This is a genomic window from Staphylococcus aureus (genome assembly GCF_001027105.1).
GTDB classification, from domain to species: Bacteria; Bacillota; Bacilli; order Staphylococcales; family Staphylococcaceae; genus Staphylococcus; species Staphylococcus aureus.
Window position 1 is genome coordinate 1,149,984 of the sequence record NZ_CP011526.1, and the last position, 16,024, is coordinate 1,166,007.

The 16,024-nt window shown below is 32.7% G+C and carries 15 protein-coding genes and 1 tRNA gene; 14 read left to right on the forward strand and 2 right to left on the reverse strand.

All coding sequences use genetic code 11. The annotated features are described in order from the left end of the window. Window positions 1-205: 205 nt before the first annotated feature. Window positions 206-279, reverse strand: a tRNA-Arg gene (locus tag AA076_RS05830). Window positions 280-642: 363 nt separating this feature from the next. On the opposite strand from AA076_RS05830, the gene AA076_RS05835 reads away from it, so the two are divergent. From AA076_RS05835 to AA076_RS05845, 3 genes are all read left to right on the forward strand, one after another. Further along, on the forward strand, window positions 643-777 hold the full coding sequence (locus tag AA076_RS05835) for a beta-class phenol-soluble modulin (protein WP_000398672.1): 135 nt from the start codon (window positions 643-645) through the stop codon (window positions 775-777). A 56-nt stretch (window positions 778-833) separates the two neighbouring features. Further along, the gene (locus AA076_RS14840; RefSeq protein WP_000147103.1) at window positions 834-968 is read left to right on the forward strand and encodes a beta-class phenol-soluble modulin; all 135 of its coding nucleotides are present in this window, start codon (window positions 834-836) and stop codon (window positions 966-968) included. Window positions 969-1,091: 123 nt separating this feature from the next. Further along, on the forward strand, window positions 1,092-1,787 hold the full coding sequence (locus AA076_RS05845; protein WP_001788648.1) for a YjjG family noncanonical pyrimidine nucleotidase: 696 nt from the start codon (window positions 1,092-1,094) through the stop codon (window positions 1,785-1,787). Window positions 1,788-1,895: 108 nt separating this feature from the next. Here AA076_RS05845 and AA076_RS05850 read toward each other — a convergent pair whose 3' ends face one another. Beyond that, on the reverse strand, window positions 1,896-2,336 hold the full coding sequence (locus AA076_RS05850) for an N-acetyltransferase (RefSeq protein WP_001289711.1): 441 nt from the start codon (window positions 2,334-2,336) through the stop codon (window positions 1,896-1,898). 194 nt (window positions 2,337-2,530) lie between these two features. Here AA076_RS05850 and bshC point away from each other — a divergent pair, with 194 nt between their 5' ends. From bshC to pgeF, 11 genes are all read left to right on the forward strand, one after another. Continuing rightward, a complete protein-coding gene (gene bshC, locus AA076_RS05855; RefSeq protein ID WP_000340475.1) occupies window positions 2,531-4,144 on the forward strand; it encodes a bacillithiol biosynthesis cysteine-adding enzyme BshC in 1,614 nt (537 codons plus the stop codon). 143 nt (window positions 4,145-4,287) lie between these two features. After that, window positions 4,288-4,719: a division/cell wall cluster transcriptional repressor MraZ gene (gene mraZ / locus AA076_RS05860; RefSeq protein WP_000480800.1), complete on the forward strand. Its 432-nt coding sequence runs from the start codon at window positions 4,288-4,290 to the stop codon at window positions 4,717-4,719. A gap of 15 nt (window positions 4,720-4,734) precedes the next feature. Beyond that, window positions 4,735-5,670, forward strand: a complete 936-nt coding sequence (gene rsmH / locus AA076_RS05865) for a 16S rRNA (cytosine(1402)-N(4))-methyltransferase RsmH (RefSeq protein WP_000468384.1) — start codon at window positions 4,735-4,737, stop codon at window positions 5,668-5,670. A gap of 13 nt (window positions 5,671-5,683) precedes the next feature. Next, the gene (gene ftsL, locus AA076_RS05870) at window positions 5,684-6,085 is read left to right on the forward strand and encodes a cell division protein FtsL (protein WP_000257598.1); all 402 of its coding nucleotides are present in this window, start codon (window positions 5,684-5,686) and stop codon (window positions 6,083-6,085) included. Further along, on the forward strand, window positions 6,066-8,300 hold the full coding sequence (locus AA076_RS05875) for a penicillin-binding protein (RefSeq protein WP_001118663.1): 2,235 nt from the start codon (window positions 6,066-6,068) through the stop codon (window positions 8,298-8,300). The genes ftsL and AA076_RS05875 overlap by 20 nt, the downstream gene beginning before the upstream one ends. A 291-nt stretch (window positions 8,301-8,591) precedes the next feature. Next, the gene (gene mraY / locus AA076_RS05880; RefSeq protein WP_000578458.1) at window positions 8,592-9,557 is read left to right on the forward strand and encodes a phospho-N-acetylmuramoyl-pentapeptide-transferase; all 966 of its coding nucleotides are present in this window, start codon (window positions 8,592-8,594) and stop codon (window positions 9,555-9,557) included. 1 nt (window position 9,558) lies between these two features. Further along, complete coding sequence (gene murD, locus AA076_RS05885) at window positions 9,559-10,908, forward strand: UDP-N-acetylmuramoyl-L-alanine--D-glutamate ligase (protein ID WP_000935991.1); 1,350 nt, start codon at window positions 9,559-9,561, stop codon at window positions 10,906-10,908. Window positions 10,909-10,923: 15 nt separating this feature from the next. Beyond that, window positions 10,924-12,243 carry a cell division protein FtsQ/DivIB gene (locus AA076_RS05890; protein ID WP_000342185.1) on the forward strand — a complete coding sequence of 440 codons (1,320 nt, stop codon included), beginning with the start codon at window positions 10,924-10,926 and terminating at the stop codon, window positions 12,241-12,243. Window positions 12,244-12,348: 105 nt separating this feature from the next. Next, window positions 12,349-13,761, forward strand: a complete 1,413-nt coding sequence (gene ftsA, locus AA076_RS05895; RefSeq protein ID WP_000391031.1) for a cell division protein FtsA — start codon at window positions 12,349-12,351, stop codon at window positions 13,759-13,761. A gap of 32 nt (window positions 13,762-13,793) precedes the next feature. After that, on the forward strand, window positions 13,794-14,966 hold the full coding sequence (gene ftsZ / locus AA076_RS05900) for a cell division protein FtsZ (RefSeq protein WP_000888997.1): 1,173 nt from the start codon (window positions 13,794-13,796) through the stop codon (window positions 14,964-14,966). Window positions 14,967-15,225: 259 nt separating this feature from the next. Continuing rightward, on the forward strand, window positions 15,226-16,017 hold the full coding sequence (gene pgeF, locus AA076_RS05905) for a peptidoglycan editing factor PgeF (protein WP_000999338.1): 792 nt from the start codon (window positions 15,226-15,228) through the stop codon (window positions 16,015-16,017). Window positions 16,018-16,024: the final 7 nt, after the last annotated feature.

The following is a 16,024-nucleotide window of genomic DNA, read 5'->3' on the forward strand; positions in this document are numbered from 1 at the left end:
ATAAACAAGTGTCAGACGCGTGTCAATTGTGTGTCAAAAAATTCTATAACGAATAAGCATGCTTGTTTTAATTACTGTATTTTCGGGGCTTATGCGGGGGACGTTTTGGTGACGCATCATACTATATTACTGAAATTCAAAACAAAAAGAGCCCCGTAATCACGGAACTCTTTTGTTTGGTAATGCGTATAAAAATACCTATAAACGTCCTGGGAGGGATTCGAACCCCCGACCGATGGCTTAGAAGGCCATTGCTCTATCCAGCTGAGCTACCAGGACACGTTTAACAACACAAGAATTATTATATCTAAATGAACTTAAATTAGCAATACCTTGTAAATAAAAAATGTTTATATTTTTCACTATTATAGAGCTATTTATCTAAAAAGGTTCAATAAGACTTAAATACGAATTCAGGCAACTTAATTGTGTTAAATACAGTTTTGAATGCCTAACTGTATTTCTTTTCTCTTTAAAATACAGTTAAGTACATTATAAGATGTTGTGCGGATAAACAAACTAATTGCATCAAATTTATTTTAAAATAACAACAACAAAACGTTAAGCGAATAACATTTCGGTGATTTAAAAGCTACGCACGTTTTTGTTATCTTCAAATTTAAATTTTAAGGAGTGTTTTCAATGGAAGGTTTATTTAACGCAATTAAAGATACCGTAACTGCAGCAATTAATAATGATGGCGCAAAATTAGGCACAAGCATTGTGAGCATCGTTGAAAATGGCGTAGGTTTATTAGGTAAATTATTCGGATTCTAATTTCAATATGTTATGTAAGTAATCAGTATTATTTCAAAGGTGAGGGAGAGATTTAAATGACTGGACTAGCAGAAGCAATCGCAAATACTGTGCAAGCTGCACAACAACATGATAGTGTGAAATTAGGCACAAGTATCGTAGACATCGTTGCTAACGGTGTGGGTTTACTAGGTAAATTATTTGGATTCTAATATAATAACTAATATTCTTTAAAATAAACTGGGTGAGCATACTTTAATGTTATGCACTCAGTTTATTTTATTTGCAGAAATTTGAGCCTCTGTTAAGATTTAGATACATAGACAATATAGGAGATGGGGAAATTGGGATATAAAAATATTTTGATAGACTTTGATGATACAATTGTTGATTTTTATGATGCAGAAGAATGGGCGTTTCACTATATGGCGAATGTTTTTAATCATAAAGCAACAAAGGATGATTTTTTAACATTTAAAAAAATCAATCACCAACATTGGGAAGCTTTTCAACAAAATAAATTAACGAAGTCTGAAGTATTATCAGAACGATTTGTGAATTACTTCAAACATCATCAAATGGAAGTTGATGGGCATCGTGCAGATGTGTTATTTAGAAATGGATTAGCAGAAGCTAAAGTTAAATACTTTGATCAAACATTAGAAACAATTGTCGAATTATCGAAAAGACATGATTTATATATTGTTACTAATGGTGTAACCGAAACGCAAAAGAGAAGGTTAAATCAGACGCCGTTGCATAAATATATTAAAAAGATATTTATATCTGAAGAAACAGGATATCAAAAACCTAATCCGGAATTTTTTAATTATGTTTTTAATGATATTGGTGAGGATGAAAGACAGCACTCGATTATAGTTGGAGATTCTTTAACATCTGACATTCTAGGTGGAATCAATGCGGGTATAGCTACTTGCTGGTTTAATTTTAGAGGATTTGATCATAATCCAGGAATTATACCTGATTATGAAATTAATTCATGGAAACAACTAAATGATATTGTACGTTAAGACAAATAATTTGAAAATGATTTACTTATATTAGCTTAAGAAAGTAATTGTAAAAAAGACACTACGAAAAGATGCATTTTCATGCTCGTAGTGTCGAATATTATTATCTTATGGTTTCCACAATAAGACATCATGTCCCTCTATATTTTTAGCTTCCACATCTGTAAATCCATGATGTAAAAAGAAATCCTTAGAATCATTTCTGCCAATGGCTTTAATTGGCATATTGAAACTCTTTGCAAAATCAATCAATTCTGAAGCGTACCCTCTGTTTTGATATTTTGGTAATACTTCTAACTTCCATAATAATATATAATCTTCAAAATCTGGGAAGTAGATTTCTTCGACATCACCTTTTTTTAGTAATGCCATTCTAGCTCCTAATTGATCTCCGACAAATATGCCATAAAATGGTGAATCTGAACTTGCATCAATCATTTGACCGTTTAACTCATTGACCATGTATAAGTCTTTGTTGCCAAACGCTCTAAAGTTTTCGAATAATTCGTCAGTTTTGTAATTAATTTCAAGACGTTTGATTTCACTCATATTTATCTACCCCTTATTTGTTTACTACTATTATTATACATTAAACCACTTGTGTTTTTCATTGATTTGAAAATGTAAAACAATGAATATTATAAATTTTCCATGATTAAATTGATTTTCAAGCCGTAAAATTGTCAATCACCGGTATAGACTTTATACTATAGTTTGTAATCGCGTACTTAAGGAGAAAAAACATGGACTGTAAAGTAGTTAGTTTAAATGAAAAAGATCAGTTTATACCAAAAATAAAGAGCAGTGACCCTGTAATAACAGGATTATTTCAATATGATGCAGCTCAACAAACTAGTTTTGAAAAAAGGATGTCTAAAGAAAATAATGGAAGAGAAGCGGCATTAGCGAATGTTATTCGTGAATATATGAGTGATTTAAAGCTTTCAAGTGAACAAGAATTAAACATACAACATTTAGCTAATGGTTCAAAAGTTGTGATTGGTGGACAACAAGCAGGGCTTTTCGGGGGACCATTGTATACATTCCATAAAATATTTTCAATCATTACTTTATCTAAGGAATTAACGGATACACATAAGCAACAAGTAGTACCAGTTTTTTGGATTGCAGGAGAAGATCATGATTTCGATGAAGTGAATCATACATTTGTTTATAACGAAAATCATGGGTCGCTGCATAAGGTTAAATATCATACAATGGAGATGCCAGAGACGACTGTCTCTAGATATTATCCTGATAAGGCTGAGTTGAAACAAACTTTAAAAACGATGTTCATTCATATGAAAGAAACTGTTCATACACAAGGTCTACTGGAGATTTGTGACAGAATTATTGACCAATATGACTCGTGGACTGATATGTTTAAAGCACTACTGCATGAAACATTTAAAGCATATGGCGTTCTATTTATAGATGCGCAGTTTGAGCCGTTAAGAAAAATGGAAGCGCCTATGTTTAAAAAGATTTTGAAAAAACATCAGTTGCTTGATGATGCTTTTAGAGCAACACAACAACGTACTCAAAATCAAGGCTTGAATGCGATGATACAAACAGATACAAATGTTCATTTATTCTTACATGATGAAAATATGCGTCAATTAGTTTCGTATGATGGTAAGCATTTTAAATTAAATAAAACAGATAAGACATATATAAAGGAAGAAATTATAAATATTGCGGAAAATCAACCTGAATTATTTTCTAATAATGTAGTGACAAGACCATTAATGGAAGAATGGTTATTTAACACGGTGGCATTTGTTGGAGGACCGAGTGAAATTAAGTACTGGGCTGAACTAAAAGATGTATTTGAACTATTTGATGTTGAAATGCCTATCGTGATGCCAAGGCTTAGAATTACTTATTTAAATGACCGTATAGAAAAATTACTTTCGAAATACAATATTCCATTAGAAAAAGTGTTAGTCGATGGTGTTGAAGGAGAAAGAAGTAAGTTTATTAGAGAACAAGCATCACATCAATTTATTGAAAAGGTAGAAGGTATGATTGAACAACAGCGTCGTCTAAACAAAGACTTATTAGATGAAGTGGCGGGGAATCAAAATAATATTAACCTTGTGAATAAAAATAATGAAATTCATATACAACAGTATGATTATTTGTTAAAACGTTATCTTTTAAACATTGAAAGAGAAAACGACATCAGTATGAAGCAATTTAGAGAAATTCAAGAAACACTCCATCCAATGGGAGGATTACAAGAAAGAATATGGAATCCACTTCAAATTTTGAATGATTTTGGGACAGATGTGTTCAAGCCCTCCACCTATCCACCACTTTCTTACACTTTTGATCATATTATTATAAAACCTTAATATACCAAGGGTTTAGCCCGATTTATCTTAATGATAAATCGGGCATTTTTTTGTTTTTTAAAATAAATTTCACAAATTTTGTATAAATAGTGGTGGATAGTGGGGAGATGTGGTAAATTATATATAAGGTGAGGTGATAAAAAATGTTCATGGGAGAATACGATCATCAATTAGATACAAAAGGACGTATGATTATACCGTCCAAGTTTCGTTATGACTTAAATGAGCGTTTTATTATCACAAGAGGCCTTGATAAATGTTTATTCGGTTACACTCTAGACGAATGGCAACAGATTGAAGAGAAAATGAAAACCTTACCTATGACAAAAAAAGACGCACGTAAGTTTATGCGTATGTTCTTCTCTGGTGCTGTTGAAGTAGAACTTGATAAGCAAGGGCGTATTAACATCCCTCAAAACTTGAGGAAATACGCTAATTTAACTAAAGAATGTACAGTAATCGGTGTTTCAAATCGTATTGAGATTTGGGATAGAGAAACTTGGAATGATTTCTATGAAGAATCTGAAGAAAGTTTCGAAGATATTGCTGAAGATTTAATAGATTTTGATTTTTAAAATGGAGGAATTGAAGTGTTTCATCATATCAGCGTTATGTTAAACGAAACCATTGATTATTTAAATGTAAAAGAAAATGGTGTGTACATTGACTGTACGCTAGGTGGAGCGGGACATGCCCTTTATTTACTAAATCAATTAAATGACGACGGAAGATTAATAGCAATCGATCAAGACCAAACTGCAATTGATAATGCTAAAGAGGTATTAAAGGATCATTTGCATAAGGTGACTTTTGTTCATAGCAACTTCCGTGAATTAACTCAAATATTAAAAGACTTAAACATTGAAAAAGTAGATGGAATTTATTACGACTTGGGTGTTTCAAGCCCACAACTCGACATTCCAGAACGAGGATTCAGTTATCACCATGACGCAACATTAGACATGCGTATGGACCAAACACAAGAACTAACAGCATATGAAATTGTTAACAATTGGTCATATGAAGCGTTAGTGAAGATTTTTTATCGCTATGGCGAGGAGAAATTTTCAAAACAGATAGCTCGAAGAATCGAAGCACATCGCGAACAACAACCAATAACAACAACATTAGAATTAGTTGACATTATAAAAGAAGGTATTCCTGCAAAAGCAAGAAGAAAAGGCGGACATCCTGCAAAACGAGTATTTCAAGCACTACGAATTGCAGTAAACGATGAATTGTCAGCTTTTGAAGATTCAATAGAACAAGCGATTGAATTAGTGAAAGTAGATGGCAGGATTTCGGTAATCACTTTCCATTCTTTAGAAGATCGTTTATGTAAACAGGTGTTCCAAGAATATGAAAAAGGTCCAGAGGTACCAAGAGGATTACCAGTTATACCAGAAGCATATACACCTAAGTTAAAGCGTGTTAATCGTAAACCGATTACCGCTACAGAAGAAGATTTAGATGACAATAACAGAGCACGAAGCGCGAAATTACGTGTAGCTGAAATACTTAAATAAGGAGCAATTTATAATGGCTGTAGAAAAAGTGTACCAACCATATGACGAACAAGTTTATAATAGTATACCGAAGCAACAACCACAAACTAAGCCCGAAAAGAAGACTGTTTCGAGAAAAGTGGTTGTACAATTAACTAAATTTGAAAAAGTTTTATACATAACTTTGATTACTGTAATTGCTATGTTAAGTATTTATATGCTATCTTTAAAAATGGATGCGTATGATACGCGAGGAAAGATTGCAGATTTAGATTATAAAATAGATAAACAATCAAGTGAAAACAGTGCTTTACAATCTGAAATCAAAAAGAATTCTTCTTATGAACGCATATACGAAAAGGCTAAGAAACAGGGGATGAGCCTTGAGAACGATAATGTAAAGGTAGTGCGTAGTAATGGCGAAGCAAAAAATTAAAATTAAAAAAAATAAAATAGGGGCAGTCCTACTTGTTGGTTTATTCGGACTGCTCTTTTTTATATTGGTTTTAAGAATTTCATATATCATGATTACTGGACATTCTAATGGTCAAGATTTAGTCATGAAGGCAAATGAAAAGTATTTAGTTAAGAATGCACAACAACCAGAACGAGGAAAGATATATGATCGTAATGGTAAAGTGCTAGCAGAAGATGTAGAAAGATATAAACTTGTTGCAGTAATAGATAAAAAGGCGAGTGCCAATTCTAAAAAACCTAGGCATGTAGTTGATAAAAAAGAGACTGCAAAGAAATTATCTACAGTCATTAATATGAAGCCAGAGGAAATTGAAAAGAGACTTAGTCAAAAGAAAGCTTTCCAAATTGAATTTGGACGCAAAGGAACAAATTTAACGTATCAGGACAAATTGAAAATAGAGAAAATGAATTTGCCTGGTATTTCTTTATTGCCTGAAACAGAACGCTTTTATCCAAATGGCAATTTTGCATCACACTTAATTGGTAGAGCTCAGAAAAATCCGGATACTGGTGAACTTAAAGGTGCACTTGGAGTTGAAAAGATTTTTGATAGTTATTTAAGTGGATCTAAAGGATCATTGAGATATATTCATGATATTTGGGGATATATCGCACCAAATACTAAAAAAGAGAAGCAGCCTAAACGTGGTGATGATGTCCATTTAACAATCGATTCAAATATTCAAGTATTTGTTGAAGAAGCTTTAGATGGCATGGTTGAAAGATACCAGCCGAAAGATTTATTTGCGGTTGTCATGGATGCCAAAACTGGAGAAATTTTAGCATACAGTCAGCGACCAACATTTAATCCTGAAACTGGTAAAGACTTTGGTAAAAAGTGGGCAAATGACCTTTATCAAAACACATACGAGCCTGGATCAACATTTAAATCATATGGGTTAGCAGCTGCTATTCAAGAAGGTGCTTTTGATCCTGATAAGAAATATAAATCTGGACATAGAGATATTATGGGTTCACGTATTTCAGACTGGAATAGAGTCGGTTGGGGTGAAATCCCAATGTCACTCGGATTTACTTATTCATCTAATACATTGATGATGCATTTACAAGATTTAGTTGGTGCAGACAAAATGAAATCTTGGTATGAACGATTTGGATTTGGAAAATCAACTAAAGGTATGTTTGATGGAGAAGCACCTGGTCAAATTGGATGGAGTAATGAGTTGCAACAAAAAACGTCATCATTTGGTCAATCGACAACAGTAACACCTGTTCAAATGTTACAAGCGCAATCAGCGTTCTTTAATGATGGTAATATGTTAAAACCATGGTTTGTGAATAGCGTTGAAAATCCTGTTAGTAAAAGACAATTTTATAAAGGGCAAAAACAAATCGCAGGCAAACCAATAACAAAAGATACTGCTGAAAAAGTTGAAAAGCAATTGGATTTAGTTGTGAATAGTAAGAAGAGTCACGCTGCAAACTATCGTATTGATGGTTATGAGGTCGAAGGTAAGACTGGTACAGCACAAGTCGCTGCACCTAATGGTGGTGGATACGTTAAAGGTCCAAACCCATATTTTGTAAGTTTTATGGGTGACGCGCCGAAGAAAAATCCTAAAGTTATTGTATACGCTGGTATGAGCTTGGCACAAAAAAATGACCAAGAAGCTTATGAATTAGGTGTTAGTAAAGCGTTTAAACCAATAATGGAAAATACTTTGAAATATTTAAATGTAGGTAAATCAAAAGATGACACATCTAATGCAGAGTATAGTAAAGTGCCAGATGTTGAAGGTCAAGACAAACAAAAAGCTATTGATAATGTGAGTGCAAAATCATTAGAACCAGTTACTATTGGTTCTGGCACACAAATAAAAGCACAATCTATAAAAGCAGGGAATAAAGTCTTACCTCATAGTAAAGTACTGTTATTAACAGATGGAGACTTAACTATGCCTGACATGTCAGGATGGACGAAAGAAGATGTCATTGCTTTTGAAAACCTAACAAATATTAAAGTAAATTTAAAAGGTAGCGGTTTTGTGTCCCACCAATCAATTAGTAAGGGACAAAAACTTACTGAAAAAGATAAAATAGACGTAGAATTTTCATCAGAGAATGTAGACAGCAATTCGACGAATAATTCTGATTCAAATTCAGATGATAAGAAGAAATCTGACAGTAAAACTGACAAGGATAAGTCGGACTAACAAGAATGGCTACATTAAATTAGGATGTATTGTCACTATTTGTTTTTACTAAAGTAATGCTGTGATAGAAAACAACATCTTCATTTAATCTTTATAAATAAGTGTTGATAGAGAATTTTAAGGTAGACGAGGTCAGATTAACTTGTTTGTTATAGGCAAACTTTTTATACTGGCCTCTTATGCCGTAAAAAAGAAAAATTATAAATTTTGATTACAACTTTGTTTATTTAATTGAAAAATTGATAATATATTAGTGGTTAAAAAAGTCTGGATTAAGAAGAGGAGATAGTTATGATTTTTGTATATGCGTTATTAGCGCTAGTGATTACATTTGTTTTGGTACCTGTTTTAATACCTACATTAAAAAGGATGAAATTTGGTCAAAGTATTCGAGAAGAAGGTCCACAAAGCCATATGAAGAAGACTGGTACACCAACGATGGGTGGACTAACATTTCTATTAAGTATTGTGATAACGTCTTTGGTGGCTATTATATTTGTAGATCAAGCTAATCCAATCATACTGTTATTATTTGTGACGATTGGTTTTGGGTTAATTGGTTTTATAGATGATTATATTATTGTTGTTAAAAAGAATAACCAAGGTTTAACAAGTAAACAGAAGTTTTTGGCGCAAATTGGTATTGCGATTATATTCTTTGTTTTAAGTAATGTGTTTCATTTGGTGAATTTTTCTACGAGCATACATATTCCATTTACGAATGTAGCAATCCCACTATCATTTGCATATGTTATTTTCATTGTTTTTTGGCAAGTAGGTTTTTCTAATGCAGTAAATTTAACAGATGGTTTAGATGGATTAGCAACTGGACTGTCAATTATCGGATTTACAATGTATGCCATCATGAGCTTTGTGTTAGGAGAAACGGCAATTGGTATTTTCTGTATCATTATGTTGTTTGCACTTTTAGGATTTTTACCATATAACATTAACCCTGCTAAAGTGTTTATGGGAGATACAGGTAGCTTAGCTTTAGGTGGTATATTTGCTACCATTTCAATCATGCTTAATCAGGAATTATCATTAATTTTTATAGGTTTAGTATTCGTAATTGAAACATTATCTGTTATGTTACAAGTCGCTAGCTTTAAATTGACTGGAAAGCGTATATTTAAAATGAGTCCGATTCATCATCATTTTGAATTGATAGGATGGAGCGAATGGAAAGTAGTTACAGTATTTTGGGCTGTTGGTCTGATTTCAGGTTTAATCGGTTTATGGATTGGAGTGCATTAAGATGCTTAATTATACAGGGTTAGAAAATAAAAATGTATTAGTTGTCGGTTTGGCAAAAAGTGGTTATGAAGCAGCTAAATTATTAAGTAAATTAGGTGCGAATGTAACTGTCAATGATGGAAAAGACTTATCACAAGATGCTCATGCAAAAGATTTAGAATCTATGGGCATTTCTGTTGTAAGTGGAAGTCATCCATTAACGTTGCTTGATAATAATCCAATAATTGTTAAAAATCCTGGAATACCTTATACAGTATCTATTATTGATGAAGCAGTGAAACGAGGTTTGAAAATTTTAACAGAAGTTGAGTTAAGTTATCTAATCTCTGAAGCACCAATCATAGCTGTAACGGGTACAAATGGTAAAACGACAGTTACTTCTCTAATTGGAGATATGTTTAAAAAAAGTCGCTTAACTGGAAGATTATCCGGCAATATTGGTTATGTTGCATCTAAAGTAGCACAAGAAGTAAAGCCTACAGATTATTTAGTTACAGAGTTGTCGTCATTCCAGTTACTTGGAATCGAAAAGTATAAACCACACATTGCTATAATTACTAACATTTATTCGGCGCATCTAGATTACCATGAAAATTTAGAAAACTATCAAAATGCTAAAAAGCAAATATATAAAAATCAAACGGAAGAGGATTATTTGATTTGTAATTATCATCAAAGACAAGTGATAGAGTCGGAAGAATTAAAAGCTAAGACATTGTATTTCTCAACTCAACAAGAAGTTGATGGTATTTATATTAAAGATGGTTTTATCGTTTATAAAGGTGTTCGTATTATTAACACTGAAGATCTAGTATTGCCTGGTGAACATAATTTAGAAAATATATTAGCAGCTGTGCTTGCTTGTATTTTAGCTGGTGTACCTATTAAAGCAATTATTGATAGTTTAACTACATTTTCAGGAATAGAGCATAGATTGCAATATGTTGGTACTAATAGAACTAATAAATATTATAATGATTCCAAAGCAACAAACACGCTAGCAACACAGTTTGCCTTAAATTCATTTAATCAACCAATCATTTGGTTATGTGGTGGTTTGGATCGAGGGAATGAATTTGACGAACTCATTCCTTATATGGAAAATGTTCGCGCGATGGTTGTATTCGGACAAACGAAAGCTAAGTTTGCTAAACTAGGTAATAGTCAAGGGAAATCGGTCATTGAAGCGAACAATGTCGAAGACGCTGTTGATAAAGTACAAGATATTATAGAACCAAATGATGTTGTATTATTGTCACCTGCTTGTGCGAGTTGGGATCAATATAGTACTTTTGAAGAGCGTGGAGAGAAATTTATTGAAAGATTCCGTGCCCATTTACCATCTTATTAAAGGGTGTGAGTATTGATGGATGATAAAACGAAGAACGATCAACAAGAATCAAATGAAGATAAAGATGAATTAGAATTATTTACGAGGAATACATCTAAGAAAAGACGGCAAAGAAAAAGATCAAAGGCTACACATTTTTCTAATCAAAATAAAGATGATACATCTCAACAAGCTGATTTTGATGAAGAAATTTACTTGATAAATAAAGACTTCAAAAAAGAAGAAAGCAATGATAAAAATAATGATTCTGCTTCTAGTCATGCGAATGATAATAATATCGATGATTCTACAGACTCTAATATTGAAAATGAGGATTATAGATATAATCAAGAAATTGACGACCAAAATGAATCGAATGTAATTTCAGTCGACAACGAACAACCTCAATCAGCTCCTAAAGAACAAAATAGCGACTCGATTGATGAGGAAACAGTAACGAAAAAAGAACGAAAAAGTAAAGTAACACAATTAAAGCCATTAACACTTGAAGAAAAGCGGAAGTTAAGACGTAAGCGACAAAAGCGAATCCAATACAGTGTTATTACAATATTGGTATTGTTGATTGCTGTTATATTAATTTACATGTTTTCACCACTTAGTAAAATTGCGCATGTAAATATAAATGGAAATAATCACGTTAGTACTTCAAAGATAAACAAAGTTTTAGGTGTTAAAAATGATTCAAGGATGTATACGTTTAGTAAAAAAAATGCTATTAATGATCTCGAAGAGAATCCATTAATCAAAAGTGTTGAGATACACAAGCAATTACCAAACACATTAAACGTAGATATCACAGAAAATGAAATTATTGCTTTAGTGAAATATAAAGGTAAATATTTACCTTTATTAGAAAATGGTAAATTGCTTAAAGGTTCAAATGATGTCAAAATTAATGATGCACCTGTCATGGATGGTTTCAAAGGTACAAAAGAAGATGATATGATTAAGGCGTTATCTGAAATGACACCTGAAGTTAGACGATATATTGCCGAAGTGACATACGCCCCAAGTAAAAACAAACAAAGCAGAATTGAATTGTTTACGACAGATGGACTTCAAGTAATCGGTGATATTTCGACGATATCTAAGAAAATGAAATATTATCCGCAGATGTCACAATCATTATCAAGGGATAGTTCGGGTAAACTAAAAACACGAGGCTATATTGATTTATCAGTCGGTGCTTCATTTATCCCATACCGTGGAAACACGTCTAGTCAATCAGAAAGCGATAAAAATGTGACTAAATCATCTCAAGAGGAAAATCAAGCAAAAGAAGAATTACAAAGCGTTTTAAACAAAATTAACAAACAATCAAGTAAGAATAATTAAAAAATTTTGATATTGTCTATGTTTATAGTTCACAAGCCATTCAACGTATTGTAAACTAAGGATAGTGTATTTTTTTAATAGTAATTTGTCAGGAGGTGCCTATCTATGGAAGAACATTACTACGTAAGTATTGATATTGGATCATCAAGCGTAAAAACAATAGTAGGCGAGAAATTTCACAATGGTATAAATGTGATAGGTACAGGACAAACCTACACGAGCGGTATAAAAAATGGTTTAATTGATGATTTTGATATTGCGCGACAAGCAATCAAAGACACAATTAAAAAGGCATCAATCGCTTCGGGTGTTGATATTAAAGAAGTTTTCCTGAAATTACCTATCATTGGAACGGAAGTTTATGATGAATCAAATGAAATCGACTTTTATGAGGATACAGAAATCAACGGTTCACATATCGAAAAAGTATTAGAAGGTATTAGAGAAAAAAATGATGTGCAAGAAACAGAAGTAATTAATGTGTTCCCGATTCGTTTTATAGTCGATAAAGAAAATGAGGTTTCAGACCCTAAAGAATTAATTGCCAGACATTCATTAAAGGTTGAAGCAGGCGTAATTGCTATTCAAAAATCGATTTTAATTAATATGATTAAATGCGTAGAAGCATGTGGTGTTGATGTATTAGATGTTTACTCTGATGCATATAACTATGGTTCAATCCTAACAGCTACTGAAAAAGAGTTAGGTGCATGTGTCATTGATATTGGTGAAGACGTTACGCAAGTTGCTTTTTATGAACGCGGTGAATTAGTAGATGCTGATTCTATCGAAATGGCAGGGCGTGATATTACAGACGATATTGCACAAGGATTAAACACTTCTTATGAAACTGCTGAAAAAGTTAAACACCAATATGGTCATGCATTCTATGATTCTGCTTCAGATCAAGATATCTTCACTGTTGAACAGGTTGATAGTGATGAAACAGTACAGTATACTCAAAAAGATTTGAGTGACTTTATTGAAGCGCGTGTAGAAGAAATATTCTTCGAAGTATTTGATGTTTTACAAGATTTAGGATTAACAAAAGTAAATGGTGGGTTTATTGTAACTGGTGGATCTGCAAACTTACTTGGCGTAAAAGAATTATTATCAGATATGGTAAGTGAAAAAGTTAGAATTCACACGCCATCACAAATGGGAATTAGAAAACCTGAATTTTCTTCAGCAATTTCTACAATTTCTAGTAGTATCGCTTTTGATGAGTTATTAGATTATGTTACAATTAATTATCATGATAATGAAGAAACTGAAGAAGATGTTATTGATGTGAAAGACAAAGATAACGAATCTAAATTAGGCGGATTTGATTGGTTTAAACGTAAAACAAACAAAAAAGATACTCATGAAAATGAAGTAGAGTCAACAGATGAAGAAATTTATCAATCAGAAGATAATCATCAGGAACATAAACAGAATCATGAACATGTTCAAGACAAAGATAAAGATAAAGAAGAAAGTAAATTCAAAAAACTAATGAAATCTCTATTTGAATGATTATTGGCCAATAAAACTAGGAGGAAATTTAAATGTTAGAATTTGAACAAGGATTTAATCATTTAGCGACTTTAAAGGTCATTGGTGTAGGTGGTGGCGGTAACAACGCCGTAAACCGAATGATTGACCACGGAATGAATAATGTTGAATTTATCGCTATCAACACAGACGGTCAAGCTTTAAACTTATCTAAAGCTGAATCTAAAATCCAAATCGGTGAAAAATTAACACGTGGTTTAGGAGCAGGAGCTAATCCTGAAATCGGTAAAAAAGCTGCAGAGGAATCTCGTGAACAAATTGAAGATGCAATCCAAGGTGCAGACATGGTATTTGTTACTTCTGGTATGGGTGGCGGAACTGGTACTGGTGCAGCACCAGTCGTTGCTAAAATTGCAAAAGAAATGGGCGCATTAACTGTTGGTGTTGTAACTCGTCCATTTAGTTTTGAAGGACGTAAACGTCAAACTCAAGCTGCTGCTGGAGTAGAAGCTATGAAAGCTGCAGTAGATACATTAATCGTTATACCAAATGACCGTTTATTAGATATCGTTGACAAATCTACGCCAATGATGGAAGCATTTAAAGAAGCTGACAACGTGTTACGCCAAGGTGTACAAGGTATCTCAGACTTAATCGCTGTTTCTGGTGAAGTAAACTTAGACTTTGCAGACGTTAAGACAATTATGTCTAACCAAGGTTCTGCATTAATGGGTATTGGTGTTTCTTCTGGTGAAAATAGAGCGGTAGAAGCTGCTAAAAAAGCAATCTCTTCTCCATTACTTGAAACATCTATCGTTGGTGCACAAGGTGTGCTTATGAATATTACTGGTGGCGAGTCATTGTCATTATTTGAAGCACAAGAGGCTGCTGATATTGTCCAAGATGCTGCAGATGAAGACGTTAATATGATTTTCGGTACAGTTATTAATCCTGAATTACAAGATGAGATTGTTGTAACAGTTATTGCAACTGGTTTTGATGACAAACCAACATCACATGGTCGTAAATCTGGTAGCACTGGATTCGGAACAAGCGTAAATACTTCTAGCAATGCAACTTCTAAAGATGAATCATTCACTTCAAATTCATCAAATGCACAAGCAACTGATAGTGTAAGTGAAAGAACACATACAACTAAAGAAGATGATATTCCTAGCTTCATTAGAAATAGAGAAGAAAGACGTTCAAGAAGAACAAGACGTTAATCGGTTAATATATATACACAAATAATTCAACACAAATCATCAGATAACATATCTGATGATTTTTTTACTAATTTTTAGAACATGTAGAAGGACATTTAAGTTTTTCAAAGTTATTAAAAGTGTTTAAGTATCGTGTGAAAATTAAGTCAAAAATTATTTGCGCAACATTTTAACTTTAAACATAAATGTTATATTATATAATTATTAACTTTGTACAGTTAGACGAAGATAATTTAAATGAAATGATGGTGACGATCGAGTGAATGATAATTTTAAAAAGCAACCGCATCATTTAATATATGAAGAGTTATTACAACAAGGTATTACTCTAGGTATTACAACTAGAGGAGATGGTTTAAGTGACTATCCTAAAAATGCTTTTAATATGGCGAGATATATTGATGATCGCCCATATAATATTACTCAACATCAATTGCAATTAGCTGAAGAAATTGCGTTTGATAGAAAAAATTGGGTGTTTCCCATTCAAACACATGAAAATAAAGTCGCTTGTATTACAAAGGATGATATAGGCACAAATATAGACACTTTAACTGATGCGCTTCATGGTATTGATGCGATGTACACATATGATAGTAATGTCTTATTAACGATGTGTTATGCAGACTGTGTACCAGTATATTTTTATAGTACAAAACATCATTTTATTGCATTGGCGCATGCAGGTTGGCGTGGTACCTATACTGAAATTGTAAAAGAAGTGCTAAAACATGTGAACTTTGATTTGAAAGACTTACATGTCGTTATTGGACCATCTACATCATCAAGTTATGAAATTAATGATGATATTAAAAATAAATTTGAAACATTGCCAATTGATAGTGCCAACTATATTGAAACTAGAGGACGAGATCGTCATGGTATTGATTTGAAAAAAGCCAATGCTGCATTATTAATTTATTATGGTGTTCCTAAAGAAAATATTTATACGACAGCGTATGCTACATCTGAACATTTAGAATTATTTTTCTCTTATCGATTAGAAAAAGGTCAAACAGGACGCATGTTAGCATTCATTGGTCAACAGTAAACAAGGA